We start from the raw sequence: 17,693 nt of genomic DNA on the forward strand, positions 1-17,693 counted from the left end.
TCAGTCCTGCAGCCGCACGACCACGGCCGACACGTTGTCCCGCGCGGCGCGGCCCATGGCCAGCGCGAACAGCCCCTGCAGCACATCGCCGGGCAGCTGTGGACGCGCGCACTGCGCGTCGATCTCCTCGTCCGACATCTCCTTGTTGATGCCGTCGGAGCACAGCACGAACTGCGTACCCGCACGGTTGCCTGCAACCACCCAGTCGACGAACAATCGCTCTTCCGCGCCGATCGCCCGGGTCAGCACGCCGGCGCCCGGCTGCGGGCGCGCGGGCGCGGGGCCGCCGGCGAACTGGGTCACTTCTTCCTTGACGCCATGCACGTGGTCGCGGGTGATCTGGCGCAGGTGGCCATCCTCGAAACAGTAGGCGCGGCTGTCGCCGACCCACCCGCACAGCATGAAGTCGGGGTCGTACACGAGCAGCACCACGGTGGAGCCGATCAGGTCGACGCCGCGCACCATCGCTACCTGGCGCAGCTCGCTGTTGACCTGCGCCAGCGTGTCCTCGATCGATTCGATGAACTCGAACACGTCGCCGTTGCGCGGCAGCGAGCCCAGTCGCTCCACGATCAGCCCACTGGCGTAGTCGCCGGCCGAGTGCCCGCCCAGGCCGTCGGCGACTACCCACAGGCCGACGTCCTCGCGCACCAGGATCGCGTCCTCGTTGTGCTTGCGGACCTTGCCGGTGTGGGTGTGTCCCGCGGACTGGTAACGCACGCTCATGGCTGTACCTCGATGACGGCCAGCGGCCAGGGCCGCGTAGGGTTGGGACCCAGCGCCTGGGCCAGGCGCGCCTGCGCGTCCTCCGGCGTGGCGGCGACCAGCGCCTGGGCCAGCGTGGCCTGGGAAAGCTGCGCATGCGCCAGGCCGGCCAGCAGCACCAGGCGGTCGCCAGGCATCAGTTCGCACGCGATCTGCTCGCAGCCGGGCATGCCTTCGGCGCCCAGGCCGGGGACGGAGGGAGCGTCGGTGCCGCCGAACAGCAGGTCGTCCAGCTCGCCCCCGCCAGGCAAAACCGGCTGCGCCGGCGCGGCGGCGAACAACGGGCGCATGCGGCCACCGCGCCAGTGCCAGGCACTGGCGGCGCCCACCCGCAGCAGCCCGGCCTGGGTGCCGGCGACGCGCACGGCGACCACCGCGCCGTCCTCGCCGACGCGCCCGTGGCGCAACAGCGGATGGAGCGCCATCAGGCGGGCACGCAGCGCATGCGTGCCGGGCGCCACCTCGTCGGCGGGATTCATTTCGGCGCCGACGCTGGCAGCCGCGGAGGCGGCGCGGCGGCGCGGATCGGCCAGGCCCAGATCCGCCGCGACGAGGGTCAGCGCGCAGGCTGGATGGCGGACCACGGCAGCGCCGGGCGCCGTCTGGACCGAGAGCTCGGTGTTGAACACGGGCGCGCCCGCCAGGGGAGCGGCTGCCTGTGCCTGGCGCACGAAGCCGGGCACGGTCACGTCGTCATCCGGCTCGCGCGGCGGAACCGGCGGCGGTGGCGGCGCGTGCATGGGCGTGAGCGGTTGTCCGTTCACGGCTGCCGCCGTGGGCGCCGGCGGCGCTGCGGAGGCGCCCGTTGGACTCAGCCACGCGCCGGCCCGCGCCGCATCCAGGAAACCCGCGTACGCCTCGGGCGCGGGCAGTCCGCGGGTGGCGAGGATCCCGGCCGGCACGCGACCGGCACCTTCGCTCCACCACAGGCACCACGGGCCACCATGGCTGGCGAGCCGCCGCCACAGCCCGACCAGCGCCTCGCCATCGATCGCGCGCGCCGGCAGCGGAAGGCGCCAATGCGTCGCGCGACTGAAGTCGATGCCTTCGCACAGGTCGACCGTCGCCGGCACATGGGGCGACGGGCCGGGCAACGCCGACACCAGGATGTCGAAGCCTTCGGCGTCCACCGGCGCACCGCGCTGTCCCTGCGCGTGCACGCGCGCCAGCGCCTCGAACCAGCCGGCGCCCTCGCGCAGCAGCGGCTCGATCTGTGCGGGCACGACCGAAGCGGCGAGCACCATCGGGAAGCTGCGGCCGACGCGGTCGTCCGCCGGTCCGAACACGCCCGCCCAGGCACCCTCGCCGCACGCCTGCGGCGACAGCACGAAGCGCCACGTCGGGCTGGCGCGATAGGCCGCCCCCCACTCCTGGCCCAGCGCCTCCCGGCTGGCGAACACCGCCTGCTCGAAATGCCGGTCCCAGCGTTCGACGAACCCTCCGGGCAACCGCCGCTGCACGAAGTCCCCCGCCCCCGGCAACTTGCCGAAGAAGCCCACGCTCGCCGTCCCGCCCCCTGTCGGCCCGGACATGGCTAGCCCCCGCACCGGAAGCGTTGCACCTGCGTGTTGAGGAACGGGTTCTTAAGGTTGCTGGCCTGCACGACGAGCTGGACCGCCTGGCCGCCGAAATCGAAATGCGCCTGGTAGCGCAGGTCCGACTGGCGGGAGAGCTGCGCCGCCTGCAGGGCGTGGAAGAAGGCCCAGTCGCCCTGGTAGTCGTAGCTGCTGAGCAGGTTGCCGGACGTATCCCACGCCGACACCTTGACCTGTCCCGGCGTTGGTCCCGGCCACTTCATCGCCATGCTGGTGCTGCCGCCCGGCTTGTAGTCGAAGGTCTGCCCGTCGATGGCGATGGCGAAGCGGCCGATGCCCGACGCCAGCACGGGCGCCAGCAGGGTGAAGCCCACTTCGGGCGTCGGGCTGCCATTGCGGAAGTACATCTGCTTGATGCTGTCGGCCAGCTGCATCTGCGCCAGCATCGAGGCCGAACCGCTGACCGCGCCCGGGCCACTCTTCCACTGCCAGTTACGCCCGCTGGTGTCGACCAGCTTGGCCAGGGTTTGCTTGAAGAAGCCGTCGTAGCGCCCGCCGTAGCCGAACATCTCGCCGAAGTTCTGCACCGGGATGTCGTTGCGGCTGGTTGGCGAGAACGGGAAGCGGCCCTGGGTGAAGGCTGCGCAATCCTGCGCGGCGGCCTGCTGGAACTGCTCGTCCAGCGCGCCCTTGGTGCCGCTGGCGACCAGCGCCTGGCTCTTGCCGGTCAGCGAGGCGACCCAGCCGGACACCGGCGGCGGCAACTGCGCGGCGGCCTGCTGCGCCATCAGCAGTTGCGGGTTGGGCTGGCCGGCGGCATCGCTGAAGTCGGTCATGGTCAACAGCGTCTTGCTCAACTGGTCGAGCGCGGCCAGGGTCTGGTCGATCGGCGCCGCGCCGGGGGCGCCTTCGCTGAGCTTGTTGAGGGTGTCGAAGTGAGCACTGATGGCGCTGCCGGGCGGTGCTTCGTCCGCCGCGGCGGCGCCGCCCCCGGCCTTCGCCAGCGCGCGGCCGAGTGCGTTCTGGGTGGCCTTCTTCCCGGCCGCGTCCTTGGCCGCATCCAGCCCCTTGTCGCCTGCGTCGGGCGGCGGCGCGCGCAGCATGTCGCTGGTGTTGTCGCTCACCAGCTTGAGCAGCGACTTCAGCGGTGAGCTCGGACCGGAAAGCTTCGCCGCGATCGTGCTGGCGTCCTGGATGCTCGCCGCCGGCTGCAACTGCAGATCGGCCAGCAGCGCGTCCCAGGCCTTGATGTAGTCGGTCTCGTAGAGCGCCAGCACCTGGCGCGAAAGCCGCGCCTGCGCCAGCGCATCGATCGGCTCGCCGCCGAACACCCAGTCGTCCGCGGCGAACTGTTTCACTGCTTCGGCCACGCCCTTGTCCGCCTCGATGGCGAACACCGGCTGCGTGTAGAGCGCCGGCAGCGGATCGGACAGCGGCTTGCCGCTCTGGCGGCGGAACACGTTGCCGAGCAGGCCCAGCTCCTTGTCCAGTTGCAGCGGCTTGCCGGCGTTTTCGGCCGAGAGCTTCATGCTGCCGTAGACCAGCGTGGAGAGGTCGGCGGTGCGCAACGTGGTGCGCGCCTGCTCGACCAATGCCGCATCCAGCGGCAGCGCGCGCAACTGGCCGGGCTCTTCCACCAGTGCCTGGAAGTGCTTGGCCAACGCCTGCTGCAGCACAGGCTCGTCGGGAAATACCTTGCGCCATTCCAGGTTGGCCAGCGCCACCAGTTCGTCGGCGTCCAGATGCTTGGGCTCGCCCAGCATCAGGTAGCCCTTCAGGTAGTAGTAGAGCGCCTGCGGATCGGACGCGCTGGCGGCCAGGCCGCCGCGGAACTGCGCACCCACGCCAGGCAGCAGCAGTGCGTTGAGCTCGCGCAGGTAGGCCGCGTGCAGATCCTCGCCGACCGCGTTGCCCTGGTAGAGACCCAGACGCATCGACATCGGCACGCCGCCCTCGGGCGTGGCCGTCTGCTGCACCGCCGACAGCGCTTCGAGCCGATCGAGCACCTTGGCGAAGTATTCCTTCGGCGTGGCGCTGGCCGGCAGGTCCACGCCGGCCGGGTAACCCTTGAGCGCGTCCTGCACCTGCCCCAGGTAGGCGCGATTACGCGCGTAGCTGGTGGCGAAGCCGAAGCACAGCAGCACGGTGAACAGCGCCATGCCGACGTAGGCGGCCAGTTGCACGGCGACCTTGCGCCGTTCGATCGCGGGGTTGGTCCCGGCCAGGCCGGACTCGCGGAACAGCACTTCCTTGAGCAGCCGCTCGACGAAGAAGGTGCGCCGCTGCGCGCCCTGCGGATTGACCCGCGCCGCATCCAGGCCGAAGGTGCGTGCCACCGCCCCCATCATGCGGTCGATCGGCGTGCCTTCCTGGGTGCCGGAGGTGAGGTAGACGCCACGCAGCAACGGCGGGGTGCCGTAGGCGTGGCCGGCGAACACGCCCTCGACGAACTGCCGCGCGGTCTCGCCCAGCGAGGCGAGCTGCTGCGGGAAGGACAACACGGCGGCGCGACGGCCGCGATCACGTTCGGCGTGCAGCCGGTCGAGCGTGCGCGTGTTGAGCCGGTCAAGCAGCAGCCGGTACTCGTCGGCGAAGGCCTTGGCGGCGCTGCCGTCCATGGTCTTGTTGAGCGGGAAGGACACGCCCCAGACCTGGTTGCGCAGCTCGGGGTTCATGTCGTCGAAGAACTCGCCGAAGCCGGCCACCAGATCGCACTTGGTCAGCACCAGGTAGACCGGCACGCCGATCTTCAGGTGTTCGGCCAGCTCGTCCAGGCGGCGGCGGATCGCGCGGGCATGTTCCTGCCGGCCGGTCTCGTCCAGCACCATCAGGTCGGACAGGCTCATCGCCACGATCACGCCGTTGATCGGCCGCCGCTTGCGGTAACGGCGCAGCAGCTTGAGGAACTCGCCCCAGGCGGTGGCGTCGGCCGAGCGGTCGGAATCCTGCGTGGTGTAGCGGCCGGCGGTATCGAGGAACACCGCCTCGTCGGTGAACCACCAGTCGCAGTTGCGCGTGCCGCCCACGCCGCGCAGCGCTTCCTTGCCGAAGCGCTCCGACAGCGGAAAGTTGAGTCCGGAATTCTGCAGCAGCGTGCTCTTGCCCGAGCCCGGCGGGCCGATCACCACGTACCAGGGCAAGGCGTACAGGTTGCCACGGCGGCGCTTGCGCAGCATCTCGACCGCCTCGGCAAAGCGGCCCTGCAACTGCGAGCGTTCGCCCGCGCTGCGGTTGTCGCCGCCCTCGGCAGGCGCCGCGCCGCCCTGCCCGGCCAGCTCGCCGGACATCTTGTTCGCCTTGCCGCGCGCGCGCAGCGCCTGCACCTGCAGCCAGGCGCCCCAGGCCAGCACGATCACCATGATCAGCAGCAGCCGCGCCACCGGACTGGCCAGCGGCTGCGCATCCCCGATACCCAGGTACGGGCCGCCCAGCCACACCAGCACCGAAAGCAGCAGCACGCCGATCAGCGTGACGAACCAGGCGGACTTCAAAAGGCTCAGCAACTTCGCCACGGCGTCAGGCCTCCGGAATGAACTTGATTTCGACGCGTCGGTTGCGCGTGCGGTTGTCCGGCAGGTCCGGCGGCAGCGCGATCGGCTGCGAGGCGCCGGCGCCGGTCGATTCGATGCGGCCCGGGTCGTCCAGCCCCTGGGTCAGGATCTGCCGCACCGATTGCGCGCGTGCGGCCGACAGCGCGAAGTTGTCCTTGAACTTGAGCGAGTGGATCGGCTGATCGTCGGTATGGCCGATCACGATCACGCGGCCGGATACCTGGTTGAGCGCAGCGGTGATCTTGTGCAGCAACGGCAGCTGGCGGTCGTTCACGTCGACACCGCCGGAGGCGAACATCGCATTGCCCGAAAGGCGCAGCATCGCCTGCCCGTCCGGCTGCTCGTCGATGCTCAGCAACCCGGCCTGTTCTTCCGGCGACAGCAATTGCTTCAGGCTCTTGCGCTCGGGCGCCGGACGATGCGCCGTATCCGGCGCCGTCGCGCCCTCCAGCCCGATCCGCGCGAGCTGCGCGTTGACCGGTGCGGCCGCGTCGTTGAGCCGGGTATAGAAGAACAGGAACGCTGCCAGCAGCACGCAGGCGGCCGCGGTGGCGATCACCCACAGCGGCACGTAGCGCACCAGCGGGTTGCGCCGGTCCTCGACGCCGCGCCAGTGCGGCGCCAGTTCCTGCGCGGCCGGCGCGCGCTGTTCCTTCAGCCGCCGGTACAGGTCTTCCTGGATGTCGGCCAGCTTGGCGCGCCCGCCTGCCTCGATCTGGTAGCGCCCGCCGAAGCCGAGCGCCAGGCAGATGTACATCAGCTCGATCAGGTCGATGTGCCTGGAGAAATCCGCGCACAGCCGCTCGAGGATCTGGAAGAACTTGGCGCCGCCGTAGGACTCGCTGTGGAACGCGACCAGCAGGGTCTGCTGCGCCCAGCCGCTGTGCTCGCCCCAGGGCGCGTTGAGCACCGACTCGTCGAGCATGGTGCACAGCACGTAACGCGCCGCGAGCACGGTCTGTTGCGGCAGGTTGGACGCCTGTGCACGGCTTTCGAAGCGGCGCACCTGCGTGGTGGCCTGCTCGCGCAGGCGCGCGGCGTCCGGCGCGCTGGCGCTGTGGCGCAACTGCACGGCCAGCAGCAGCAGCGGGCTGGCCGCCTGCACCAGCGGGTTCATGCCGCCGCCGAGGAAACCGCTGATGTCTTCCTCGCGTGCCGGCTGGGCCGCGGCGGCGTAGGCCGCCGGCGGCGCCGCGTGGGCGGCCGGTAGCGGCGCCACGGGTGCAGCGGGGCCCGGCGCGCCGCGCGGACGCACCACGGTGGCGTCGCGCATGTCCTCGTCGAAGGGACCGCTCATGGCATCAGCTCCGGATGGCCCAAAGTTGCAGGTCGAGACCGGCGAACTCGCTGCCGAAATGGAACGCGATGCCGCCGGAGGTCTTCAGCTCACGCCACATCGGCGAGTGCTTGTCGAATTCGAAGTAGAGGTAGCCCGCGTTGTAGGGAATCTGCCGCGGTGCCACCGGCATCGGCTGCACCGCGATGCCGGGCAACTGCAGGTTGACCAGGTCGCGGATCTTCTCGGTCGGCCCGATCTTGGCGTGCGCGGGCAGTTGCCGGCGCAGGTCCTCGGACTTCATGTCGGCCTTGGCCGAAAGCACGAACGCGGCGGTGTCGATCAGGGTGAGGTCCGGCACCACCGCCACCCACACGCCGTACTTGCGCTGCTGCAGCGGGATCGGCATGGCGGTCTGCTCCATCACCGCGCTGAGCGCATTGCGCAACGAGACGATCACCGGCTCGAAGCTCTCGCGCAGCAGCTCGTGGCGGTACGGCGGGAACATCGGCGGGCGCTTGCCCGGCGCGGTGAAGGTGGTCAGCTCGCCGGCCATCGCCACCAGCGTGCGGTAGAAGGCTTCCGGGTGCTCCAGCGGCGCCTCGGCCAGGTGCGCGACCAGTGGCTGGTAGCGGTTGACCACCTGCAGCATCAGGAAGTCGGCGATCTCCGCCGCGCCGCCACGGTCGGTCAGCGCGACGCGACTGGCCAGCGCCTCGCCGCGCTGGTGCAGCAGGCCGAGCAGCTCGGTGAGAAAGGTCACCAGCCGCGGTACGGCCTGGCAACTCAGCCCGGTGGGCATGAAGGCGTCGTCGAGCATCACGCGGCGGTCGGCGCGGCATTCGACGATGCGCGCGACCGGGATCTGCGCCAGCCCTTCCATCGGCTGTGACTGCGGCAGCAACCGCGTGCTCATGCCACCGACTTCCAGCGGCGTGAGCCCCTCGACGCTGCCGGAGCTGTCGGGCACCTCGGTCTCGCGCACGCGGTAGCGGAACAGCCGCTCGGCCGGGGCTTCGGGCCGGCCGCTCTCCGGCTGGGTGGGCGAGCGCAGCGGGAGGGTCAGGTAGACGGTCTGGTCGCGCCAGTTGGCGTCGACCTCCAGCGCCGGCGGCAGCGGGTCGTCGCCGGGCATGGAAAACGGCGTGCCGTCGGGGAAGATGCCTCGCGCGCGGCGGATGCCGAGCTTGCCGATGGCCAGCAGGTCGGGCTCCAGCTCCAGCTCCTGGAAGCCCCAGGCGTAGGGCCGCAGGGCGCCGGCACGCAGTTCGACGAAGCGCTCGAAGTAGCGCTCCTGCTGCTGCAGGTGCTGCGGGCGCAGGAACAGGCCCTCGCTCCATACCACTTTGTTGTTTTGCGTCATGACCGACCTGTCTGCTGGCATTGCCCATGGGCGTCTTGCAGGAGGCCCCTCGGCGCGATCGGGTAACCCGTCCGCGCCCACGGCGCTCCTGCAGGACCCGGCAAAGCGCCGGGCCCTTCCTCTAGTGCGTGTTTTTCACGTGAAAAGCGCCATGCGCCCTTACCGCTGCCGCACCCGCGCCGACTTCAGCCGGGCCAGTTGCTCCTCGTAGGCGCGCGCGAACTCGTCGCCGAACAGGCGCCGGAAGCATTCGTCCGGGTCCTTGGCCAGGCCCTCGAAGTTCTCCCGGTAGCGCTCCCAGTAGCGGCCCTTGCCGCCGAAGGTCGAGCGCTTGCTGCCGTCGACCTCCTGCTCCAGCCGGTCCGGGTTGAAATGCGCCAGCACCGCCTCGAAGCCGGCGCGCACGCCGGCCAGCATGGCCATCTGGTGGCAACGGATGTCGTCGAAGGCGTCCTGGAAGGCTTCCGTGCCGGAGAGGAAGGCCCCGCCGGCCGGGGCCAGCAGCTTCTGCAGCGCCTCGTCCGCGGTCGGGGCGAACTTCAGCGGGTTGTTCTCCGAACGCTGGATCAGCGTGACCGGCAGGCGGAAGGTGTTCTTGATCTCCGCACGGGCGCGCAGCACGTCCATCACGCCATCGACGACGATGCGGAAGATCGTGTCCAGTTCAGGCGGGACGCCGACGGCAGGAGCCGCTGCGGCAACCGGCATGGCGGCCGGCATCGCCAAGGGGGCTACCGGCGCGGCCGGCGGTGCCACGACCGGCGGTACAGTCGGCGGAACCGGAGCCGGGGCGGGCGGCGCCTTGGGCGCGAAATCGCCCATGGTGAGATCCCAGTTCTCCGGCAGCGCCTGACGCTGGCCGGCAACGCCCGGCGGGTGGAAGTGGTCGGCCATGCCGCTGGAATGGTTCCAGCTGGCGGCCGGCGCCGGCGCCGGTGCGGGCGGCGCGCCGAACGGCTCGTCCAGGAACGCCAGCGGATCGAGGGCGGCGGCCGAACTCCCGGTCGCGGGGATAAGCGGCTCGTCCGGGATGCCGCGCGCCGGCGGCGGAGCGCCGAACGGACCGCCCAGCATCTCGTCCAGGAAGTCGCCACCGGGCAGCGGGGCAGCCGCCGCCATCGCGGGCACCGGGGCCGGGGCCGCGGCTGGCTGCACCAGCGTGGCGCTGTCGGCCTGCAGCCGCACGGACACTTCGAAGGTATCGATCTGCAGGCGATCGCCATCCTTCAGCGAGGCGGGGTCGCCCTTCACCAGCGGGCGGCCGTTGAGCAGCATGCCGTTGGTGCTGCGGTCCTCGATGAAGTACATGCCGTTGAGGCAGCGCACCATGGCGTGCACGCGCGAGACGCCGGCGGCGCCGAGCACCCAGTCGCAGTCCTCCGCGCGGCCGATGCTGCCGTCGCGGCCTTCGAAGGATTTCTGGCTGCGCGCGCCGAACTGCGCGGCATGCGGGCCGAGCACGGCCAGGACGAGTGTCTGTGGAATAGGCACGCGTGGCTCCTCAGCTGGTCTGTGTTTCGCCGGCGCCGAGCAGGCTCATGGCGCGGGCCATGAAGCCGGCGCGGCGCTGCTCGAAGCGTTCGGGCTCGAGCCCGGCCATCAGGTTGATCGCCGCGACCACGGCGCAGGCGGTCAGGTGCTCGGCCGGCGGTACCGGGGTTTCCTGGGTCGCCGGCGCCAGGCTGCCGCCGGACCAGCCGGCACAGGCCGCCAGCCAGGCGCCGACGGTCTGGTAGCCACCCGCGTTGGCGAACTCGAACGCGGCGCGGCGGTTGGCCTCCTCCGGCTCGCGCACCCACTGCTCGGCGAGCGCGGCACCTGCGCGGTCGGCCAGCGGCAGCGCCGCGTCGCGCGCGCACTGGCAGGCCCAGGCCACGGCGTAACGCTTGGGCAGCAGGCGTGCGAGCAGCTTCAGCGCGTCCGGCGCATCGCCGCCCTCGATCAGCGCCTGCACGGCCTCGCGCGGGCCCATGCCTGGTTCCAGCCGGGCGCGGGCGGGCGCACCCAGCTCCATCTGTTCGGCCGCTTGAATGACGATCGACATGGCGTTCTCCCTTACCCGATCATCACCACGCCACCGGACACCTGGTTCATGCCGTCGCCCTTGAGCGTGAGCATGGGTGCCTTGACGGTGGCCATGGCGCTGCCGGCGACTTCGACCATCGCGTCCGAATGCACCTTCAGGCTGGCGCCGGCGCCCAGGTCCATGGTGGCGCCGGCCTTCACGCCGACCTCGACCTGCCCCTCCACCTTCACGCCGACACTGCCGGTGATCTTGATGTTGACGCCCTTGATCTCGATGTCGCCGGAACTCTTGAGCACGATGCTCGAGGCGCCGGTGACCAGTTCGATCTCGGTACCCGCCGAGAGCTTGAACTTCTGGCCGATGCTGGTGGTGCCGTTGTTGGTGACGTCCAGCTTGTCGTCGTTCTGCACGGTGACCTTGCGGTCGTGCTTGATCGTCTCGGTCTGGTCGTTCTCGACGGTGAGCGTCTGGTCGTGCTTGACCGTCACCGTCTCGTCGTGGTCGATGGTTACCACGTGGTCGTTCTCGACCTCTTCGTGCATGTCCTTCTGGGCGTGGATGAAGAAGTCCTCCTCGCCCTTCTTGTCCTCGAAGCGCAGCTCGTTGAAGTCCGCGGTGCCGCCGAGCAGGCTGCGGCTCTTGATGCCGCTCTGGGTCTTGTTGTCCGGCAGCGTGTAGGGCGGCATGTTGTCGGCGTTGTAGACGCTGCCGATCACCAGCGGCCGGTCCGGGTCGCCTTCCAGGAAGCTGACCACCACTTCCTGGCCGATGCGCGGGATGCTCACCGCGCCCCAGTTCTTGCCGGCCCAGGCCGATGCCACCCGCACCGGACAGGAACTTTGCGCGTTCTTCTTGTCGGGCTTGTTCCAGTGGAAGGTGACCTGGATCCGGCCGTACTTGTCCACCGAGATGTCTTCGGCGGTGTCGCTGCCGGTCACGACCGCCGTCTGCAGGCCGACCACCATCGGCTTTACCGCCATCGGCATGGTGCGGAAGGGCTGCTTGCTCGGGATGGCGGTGAAGTTGCAGGCCAGCTCCTCACCCTCCCCGCCCTGGGTCGGGTTTGCGATGTGGATGGTGGAGCCGGCCACCAGGTATTCCTGGTTGAGCTTGTCCTGCGGGAAGCCGCTCAGCTTGAACAACGCCCCGGTAAGCAGGCCGCCGGCGTTGGTGGCGCCGGAGAACTGGGACTGCGTGGCGTTGATCGCTTCGACGCGGACCTGCGCGTAGTGCTTGCCGGCGTCGCCGGTATCGTGCTCGCCCGGATAGTCGAACGACTCCAGGTCGGACATCGAGTGGTTGCCGTCGGCGTTGCTGGCCGACTCGACGCCGAGCAAGGAGGCCTTCGGCTTCAGCGGATCGTAGTCGGTCAGCGAGTACTTAAGCGTCTGCACCGAGCGCTGCGGCGAGAACTCGGTGACCGCGGTCTCGTGCGACGATCCGCTTTCCCCGGCCTGCGGCAGGTACGGCAGCGTGGCGAACCCGTCGGTCGCGGCGTGCGCCCCCAGCGAGTCGGCCAGCACCAGGGTGTGCACGCCGTCGGCATGCCGGAAGAAGTAGTAGATGCCTTCCTGCTCCATCAAACGGCTGATGAAGTTGAAGTAGTCCTCGCGGTACTGCACGCAGTACTCGCGCGCCGTGTAGCTCGCAGTGAGTTCGAGCTTGATGTCGCTGTAGCCGATTTCCGAAAGCACCGCCTTGACGATGTCGGGCACGGACTGGTTCAGGTAGATCCGGCAATCGACCTTGTTCAGCAGCAGCCAGGGCTTGGGAACGAGCGTCACCGAATAGGCGGCGTAGGACTTGCCCTGGAAGCTCTCGAAGCCGCTTTGGGACGCTTCGGACACGATGCCGTTGACGTGGCGCGTGTAGTCGCCGTCCGCGTAGGTCACCGTGATCGAACTACCGAGCAGCGCGAGCAGATCGATGCCGTTGTCCTCGCTCCACATCTTCAGCTGGTAGGAAAACAGCCGCCCCAACTGTTCGCTGCCGGTAAGGCTCGCCGCCGTGAGCTTGTCGCCGAGCGACGACGTCATCGTCATGCGGTAGGTCATGTCCAGTCCCTCGAAAACCCGCGGTCGAGCGCCAAGGGAGCCGTGCCCGACGCGCAGGCCGGACTGAAGCGGGCGCCCAAGCACCGCCACGCCACTGCCACGGCGCGGACAGGTCCGCCGCCGCAAGCACAGTCGATACGCATCCGAAGCCCCCTTTGAGCCAGACCGATGCACGCACAACCCGTTGCCAGGGGTTTGCGCCCATAACACCACGAGGCCCTGCGGCACCCGCAGGGAGTCCCCATGGTTCTTAGTGCGTAAACCGGGAGCATTTCAGGTCATGCCGCTTCGATACCGGCAGAGCAACCGCCAACCATTTGTTCGGAAAGCCATTGTTTGCCATGTGCGCGGGCTTTTCCCCGGCTTCCCGGCAGGCGGACACCGAGGTATCGGGCATGCCGTCACGCGCGCACGTACAGGGCCGGACGCGTCTAGAATCAGCATGCGCGCCACCGATCGGACCGGTGCGACCCATCACCGGAAGGAACCCATGCGCCACCACCGCAACGCTCACCCGACGGCTCCGGGCGCCATCTCGCAGCAGGCGCTGCCGGGCCAGCGTCACGCCCAGGGCGGCGGCCATCAACCGCATGCCCGGGGCGCCAAGCCCACACCGCGCGCCCCTGGCAGATCGGCTGCGCAAGTGGCGGCCGACAACGCCGCCACCGCCCTTTATGGGTGGCAGGGGAAGTTCGACCGTATCAAGTTGCGCGAGGGCTTCGTCCGCGAATTCGGCAAATCGCCGCACTTCGATGCGGCCGCTATTCCGCAGCTCGAGTTGCTGGTCGGCTTCATCGAGGACGACACGCGGATCACCGACGTGCGCTGGACGGCCTACATGCTCGCCACGGCGTACTGGGAAACCACGTCGCTGAAAAAGGAAACGGTGCCGGTGCTGGACAAGCACCACAAACCGATGGTCGGCAAGGACGGCAAGCCCCTGGTGCGTTCGCGCAAGCGCTGGGCGATCACCATGTCGCCGGTGGAGGAAGTCGGCCACGGCGCGCATCGCAACTACTTCCTGCCGGTGAAGGTGGCATCGCTCCCGACGGGAGAGGCGCGCATCACCGAGCAGGACGGCGACCAGTTCACCGTCACCGCCGAGGGCAGGTTCAAGCCGATGGCCCGGGGCGCCAGGCAGGGCGCGGCGCCAACCCGGAAAGCCGTGACCGCCTACAACGACGATGATGGCAACGAGCTGGCCTACTACGGCCGCGGCTACGTGCAACTGACGTGGTGGTCGAACTACGCCCAGGTCAGCGCCGACCTGAACCTGGGGCTCCGGCTCCTGCTGCATCCGGACGACGTGCTGCAGCCCACGATCGCCTACAAGGTCATGGCGCACGGCATGCTGACGGGCAAGAGCTTTGCCAACGGAAGGAAATTCGCGCGCTATTTCCATGGCGCCACAACCGACTACGTCGGCGCCCGTCACATGGTGAACGGCGTCGACCATGCGGCGGACATCGCCGGCATCGCGCGGCAGTTCGAAGCGATCCTGTTGGCTGCAAAACCGTGAGCGACCCATCCATGCGCCATTCGAAACGACACCGCTCATTGCTGCGCCTGCTCGGATCGAGCATCGCTTGCTGCGTCCTGGTGCAGGCTGCCGCCGCCCAAGTCCCAACCGCCCTGCAGGGGCACTGGGAGGTGGTCCAGGTCGCGGTCGATCATCGGGACCAGCCCCACTGGCAGTACTTCCCCGACGACCCTCGCCTGCTCGGCCGCCAGCTCGACGTCGACGACGCGGGCATCCGGCTCGACGACGGCTCGCACCCCTGCGCCGACCCGGCCGTTACCGCGCTGCCGGTCGTCAAGCTGCAGCGTTTCATCGGCGAGCGCCTTGCCCGTCCGGAGTCCTTCGACACGCCGGTGCAACCGACCCTGGCGGATTTCGGCATCCCGCCTGACAACGCGTCGGTGTCACCGCTGGAAGTCCACTGCACGCCCGACTCGTCGCCCTGGAATGGCGCATGGCTGGTGGCCACGTCCGATGACCGGTTGCTGACGAACTACGACGGTAGCGGTTACGTGCTGGTGCTGCGCAAGGTGGAAGGCCGGCAGCCCGTACGCGCGTCGTTCGCCTGCGCGAAGGCGAAGCGTCCCGCCGAGCAGACCCTATGTGCATCGGCGACGCTTGCCGCGTACGACCGCAGCGTGGCGGCCGCCTATCGGTTCGCGCTCGAACGGGCGGGCGACGACGCCCCTGCCCTGCGCCAGGCGCAGCGGCAGTGGGTCGCTTCGCGCGACGCGTGTGGCACGGATGCCCAGTGCCTTGCCGACAGCATGCGCGACCGCACCGAGGAGCTCATGCAGCAATGAAGCGCGCCACGGGCACGGGAACCTGCCGGACGGCCCATGCCCTGCTGACGCGCTTTGCCGGCAAGACCTCAAGCAACGGGAAGTCGCCTTCCCGGCACCTTCGTCCGGGCTGACGGTCAGCGCTTGCGCGATGGGATGCCCCCCCCGGGCCATCCCGCTCCCATCCTCGCTTCGTGTCCGACGCCCCCTCAGGAGATCTCCACCGTGCGACGCCTACTTGCCACGGTATTCGCCTGCCTGCTGGCCGGTGCCTGCGCGAGCCCGGCCACTTCGCACGCCGAGGGCCTTTGCCACGCCGGCGAAACGACCTACTTCAGCTGCACCGCTTCGAGCGGCAAGACCATCAGCCTGTGCGGCAACGTGCCGGCCGCACTGCAGTACCGCTACGGCAAGGCATCCAAGCTGGAACTGGCGTTTCCGCGGGACGCCAGCCAGGGCGCGCGGCAACTGGGCTATGCGCACTACACCCGCTTCCAGGTCGCACGCACCGAGGTCGGCTTCACGCGCGTGGATGTCGACTACGCGGTGTTCGATGAGACCGAGGACGGCCGGCGCGCGGCCGGAGTGCGCGTGACCACCGCCGACGGCCGCGAGCATGAGGTCGCGTGCGCCGGTGCCATCCACGGCCGACTGGAGACGCTGGGCGGGAGCCTGCGCTGTGATGCCGACAACGCGCTCAATGGCGGCAACTGCCCCTGAGTTGCAGCGCCTGGTGCACCACGGGCGATCGGACTATGACGCCAGGGCGTCGGACGGGCGTTGCGCCAGCACGACCCAGCCGGCGACCGCATGGCCCGCCTCGCGGCGCAGCGTATCGCCCTGGATGCGCACGTCGCGGAAGCCACGGGAGGCCAGCACGTCTTCGACATAACGGCGGGCGTGGCGATACCGCCCGCTGGGCGTGATCTCAAGGTCCGCCGTGCCGCCCTCCATGGCCTCGAGCGTGAAGCCGAGCCAGCCATCGGGACGAAGCGCCGCGTGGGCGGCGGCCAGCACATCTTCCAGCCGGCCGAAGTACACCAGCGTGTCGGCCGACAGCACGAGGTCATAGGCGTCGGGGTGGGCCTGCAGGTAGCTGGTCAGTTCGGCCACTTCCAGATCGTCGTAACCGCCACGCAGGCGCGCCTTCTCGACCATGCCGCCTGAGAGGTCCACACCGACCAGGTTTCGTGCGTGGGCCCGGACCAGCGGCGCGCACAGGCCCGTGCCGCAACCGGCGTCGAGCACGTCCAGTGTCCCATCCGCCGGGCGGAGCACCTCGCCCAACGCCGCGGCGAGCACCTGCGGCGCGCGGTAGTCGAGGTTCTTGAGCAGTTGTTCGTCGAAGCTGTCGGCAAAGCCGTCGAACAGTTCGCGCACATAGGCATCGTCGGCCCGCGAGGGCGCTTCGGCGCCACCGCAGGCGGCCAGCATGTGGCGTGGCACCGGGTTGTCCGGCTCGCGTGCGAGCCAGTCGCGGTAGACCTGGCGGGCCTCGTCGTGACGCTTGAGGGCATACAGCGTTACGCCAAGCGCCTCCAGCGCACGCAGGCTGCGCGGATCGACCGCGAAAGCGCGGCGGAAGCACTCGGCCGACTGCTCCAGGTGCTCCATGCTCTGCGCGTGGTTGCGCAGGAACAGGCCCATCAGATAGTGGCCCCGCGCGTCGTCCGGGGCCTGCGCGAGCAGCGCGCCGTAAGCTTCGAACGCCTCGTCCAGACGCTCCTGCACCTCCAGCACCACCGCCAGGTTGCCTTGCGCGTTGTGGTGGTCGGGGGCGCATGCCAGTGCGTGGCGGTAGCAGGCTTCTGCCTCGGCCGGCCGGCCGCACTCCTTGTGGATGTTGCCCAGGTTGTTGTGGGCGTCCGGGTGACGCGGCGTGATCTTCAGCGCGGTGCGGATGAGTTCCACGCCCTCGTCGCTGCGCCCCTGCTGGTGGCATAGCACGCCCAGGTAATGCAGCGCGTCGGGCTGCGCGGCCCGCAGGTCGAGCACCTCGCGGTAGAGCCGCTCGGCAGTCTCCAGGTCGTCTGCCTGGTGCGCACAAAGCGCCTGCTGGAGTACGCCGGCAAAGTCGCGCACGGAACGGCGCAATGCCACGTTCTGCGGGAGCACGGTACGCATCGCCATCAGCCGATCAGCACCGTGAAGCAACCGAGCACGATCGTGCCGCCGTGCGCACAGCTGTCGCCCATGCGCGCGGCCGGCTGGCCGCCGATCAGGACTTTGGGTGATCCCAGAACGATGCTGTCCGGCGGCCCCACGCAGGTGGCCATGTCGCCCATGCGCGCGGCCGGAAGTCCGCCGATCAACACCTTCGGTGCCCCTGGTGCCGCGATCGGGCCACCCACATGGGGGACCACCCCGGTGACCATCGGGCAGACGTGCATGTCGGTAAGTCGGGCGGCCGGCTGCATGCGGAATCCTCGGATAATGCTTGGCTAGGGCCCGACGTTGCATGAGTCATCCAGCGCACCGGCGCCATCGAACGGCGCCAGGCTGCAGTCGCCCGGGAACGGCGGCACTGCCCTGATGACGGGACGCCTGCCGGGCCGGCCGGCGTCGCCTATAGGTGAATCCGTAAAAGCCCTGCCAATCCGGTCACGGGACCTTTGGCGTACGCGTCGAAACCGTCGCCAGTGGCGCCGGTCGGGTCGAACGCGCGATACAGCCGCTTCCTCTGGCTGAACGGGTGCATTGGCCCATTCCTCGGCGAGGGTGGCCCAGTCGTCGGCGATCGCGCCCCACCGCCGCGTGCTTCGGATCGTTGTCGGTCAACCGCATTGTCCCGTCGCTGCCGACCGCGCACGCGCACATGGCCG

At 69.6% G+C, this 17,693-nt stretch carries 12 protein-coding genes and 1 pseudogene; 3 read left to right on the forward strand and 10 right to left on the reverse strand.

Going from position 1 to position 17,693, the window contains the following annotated elements; all coding sequences use genetic code 11:
* From ACFWZU_RS11785 to ACFWZU_RS11820, 8 genes are all read right to left on the reverse strand, one after another.
* A complete protein-coding gene (locus ACFWZU_RS11785) occupies positions 1–726 on the reverse strand; it encodes a PP2C family protein-serine/threonine phosphatase (protein ID WP_439701704.1) in 726 nt (241 codons plus the stop codon).
* A complete protein-coding gene (gene tagF, locus ACFWZU_RS11790) occupies positions 723–2,297 on the reverse strand; it encodes a type VI secretion system-associated protein TagF (protein WP_439701705.1) in 1,575 nt (524 codons plus the stop codon). Before tagF ends, ACFWZU_RS11785 begins: the two co-directional genes overlap by 4 nt.
* Positions 2,298–2,299: 2 nt before the next feature.
* Complete coding sequence (gene tssM / locus ACFWZU_RS11795; protein WP_439701706.1) at positions 2,300–5,812, reverse strand: type VI secretion system membrane subunit TssM; 3,513 nt, start codon at positions 5,810–5,812, stop codon at positions 2,300–2,302.
* Positions 5,813–5,816: 4 nt separating this feature from the next.
* Entirely contained in the window at positions 5,817–7,124 is a 1,308-nt protein-coding gene (icmH, locus tag ACFWZU_RS11800; RefSeq protein WP_439701783.1) for a type IVB secretion system protein IcmH/DotU, read from the reverse strand.
* A 28-nt stretch (positions 7,125–7,152) separates the two neighbouring features.
* On the reverse strand, positions 7,153–8,490 hold the full coding sequence (gene tssK, locus ACFWZU_RS11805) for a type VI secretion system baseplate subunit TssK (RefSeq protein ID WP_439701707.1): 1,338 nt from the start codon (positions 8,488–8,490) through the stop codon (positions 7,153–7,155).
* Positions 8,491–8,649: 159 nt separating this feature from the next.
* Positions 8,650–9,975, reverse strand: a complete 1,326-nt coding sequence (gene tagH / locus ACFWZU_RS11810) for a type VI secretion system-associated FHA domain protein TagH (protein ID WP_439701784.1) — start codon at positions 9,973–9,975, stop codon at positions 8,650–8,652.
* A gap of 16 nt (positions 9,976–9,991) precedes the next feature.
* Positions 9,992–10,534, reverse strand: coding sequence for a DUF6931 family protein (locus ACFWZU_RS11815; protein WP_439701708.1), 543 nt, complete (start codon positions 10,532–10,534; stop codon positions 9,992–9,994).
* An 11-nt stretch (positions 10,535–10,545) separates the two neighbouring features.
* Positions 10,546–12,570, reverse strand: coding sequence for a type VI secretion system Vgr family protein (locus tag ACFWZU_RS11820; protein WP_439701709.1), 2,025 nt, complete (start codon positions 12,568–12,570; stop codon positions 10,546–10,548).
* 442 nt (positions 12,571–13,012) lie between these two features.
* Between ACFWZU_RS11820 and ACFWZU_RS11825 the strand changes: the two genes are divergently transcribed.
* The 3 genes from ACFWZU_RS11825 (at position 13,013) to ACFWZU_RS11835 (ending at position 15,591) form a co-directional block, all read left to right on the forward strand.
* Positions 13,013–14,089, forward strand: a complete 1,077-nt coding sequence (locus ACFWZU_RS11825; protein WP_439701710.1) for a hypothetical protein — start codon at positions 13,013–13,015, stop codon at positions 14,087–14,089.
* Between the two features lie 38 nt (positions 14,090–14,127).
* On the forward strand, positions 14,128–14,892 hold the full coding sequence (locus ACFWZU_RS11830) for a lysozyme inhibitor LprI family protein (RefSeq protein WP_439701711.1): 765 nt from the start codon (positions 14,128–14,130) through the stop codon (positions 14,890–14,892).
* Positions 14,893–15,096: 204 nt separating this feature from the next.
* Positions 15,097–15,591 (forward strand): hypothetical protein, encoded by a 495-nt coding sequence (locus ACFWZU_RS11835; RefSeq protein ID WP_439701712.1) that lies wholly within the window; start codon positions 15,097–15,099, stop codon positions 15,589–15,591.
* Positions 15,592–15,624: 33 nt separating this feature from the next.
* Here the strand turns inward: ACFWZU_RS11835 and ACFWZU_RS11840 are convergent, their stop codons facing one another.
* Both ACFWZU_RS11840 and ACFWZU_RS11845 read right to left on the reverse strand, forming a co-directional pair.
* Entirely contained in the window at positions 15,625–17,001 is a 1,377-nt protein-coding gene (locus ACFWZU_RS11840; protein WP_439701713.1) for a tetratricopeptide repeat protein, read from the reverse strand.
* Positions 17,001–17,331 (reverse strand): annotated as a pseudogene (locus ACFWZU_RS11845) (PAAR domain-containing protein). Before ACFWZU_RS11845 ends, ACFWZU_RS11840 begins: the two are co-directional and overlap by 1 nt.
* Between the last annotated feature and the right edge of the window lie 362 nt (positions 17,332–17,693).

Origin of the sequence: Frateuria sp. GZRR33 (assembly GCF_051900425.1) — a bacterium.
In the GTDB taxonomy this organism is placed as follows: domain Bacteria; phylum Pseudomonadota; class Gammaproteobacteria; order Xanthomonadales; family Rhodanobacteraceae; genus Frateuria_A.

What these genes read in the sequence shown, in the direction of transcription:
- ACFWZU_RS11785 (WP_439701704.1), bottom strand. Translation starts at nt 726, where the DNA reads ATGAGCGTGCGTTACCAGTCCGCGGGACACACCCACACCGGCAAGGTC.
- tagF (WP_439701705.1), bottom strand. Translation starts at nt 2,297, where the DNA reads ATGTCCGGGCCGACAGGGGGCGGGACGGCGAGCGTGGGCTTCTTCGGC.
- icmH (WP_439701783.1), bottom strand. Translation starts at nt 7,124, where the DNA reads ATGCGCGACGCCACCGTGGTGCGTCCGCGCGGCGCGCCGGGCCCCGCT.
- tssK (WP_439701707.1), bottom strand. Translation starts at nt 8,490, where the DNA reads ATGACGCAAAACAACAAAGTGGTATGGAGCGAGGGCCTGTTCCTGCGC.
- ACFWZU_RS11815 (WP_439701708.1), bottom strand. Translation starts at nt 10,534, where the DNA reads ATGTCGATCGTCATTCAAGCGGCCGAACAGATGGAGCTGGGTGCGCCC.
- ACFWZU_RS11820 (WP_439701709.1), bottom strand. Translation starts at nt 12,570, where the DNA reads ATGACCTACCGCATGACGATGACGTCGTCGCTCGGCGACAAGCTCACG.
- ACFWZU_RS11825 (WP_439701710.1), top strand. Translation starts at nt 13,013, where the DNA reads ATGCGCGCCACCGATCGGACCGGTGCGACCCATCACCGGAAGGAACCC.
- ACFWZU_RS11840 (WP_439701713.1), bottom strand. Translation starts at nt 17,001, where the DNA reads ATGGCGATGCGTACCGTGCTCCCGCAGAACGTGGCATTGCGCCGTTCC.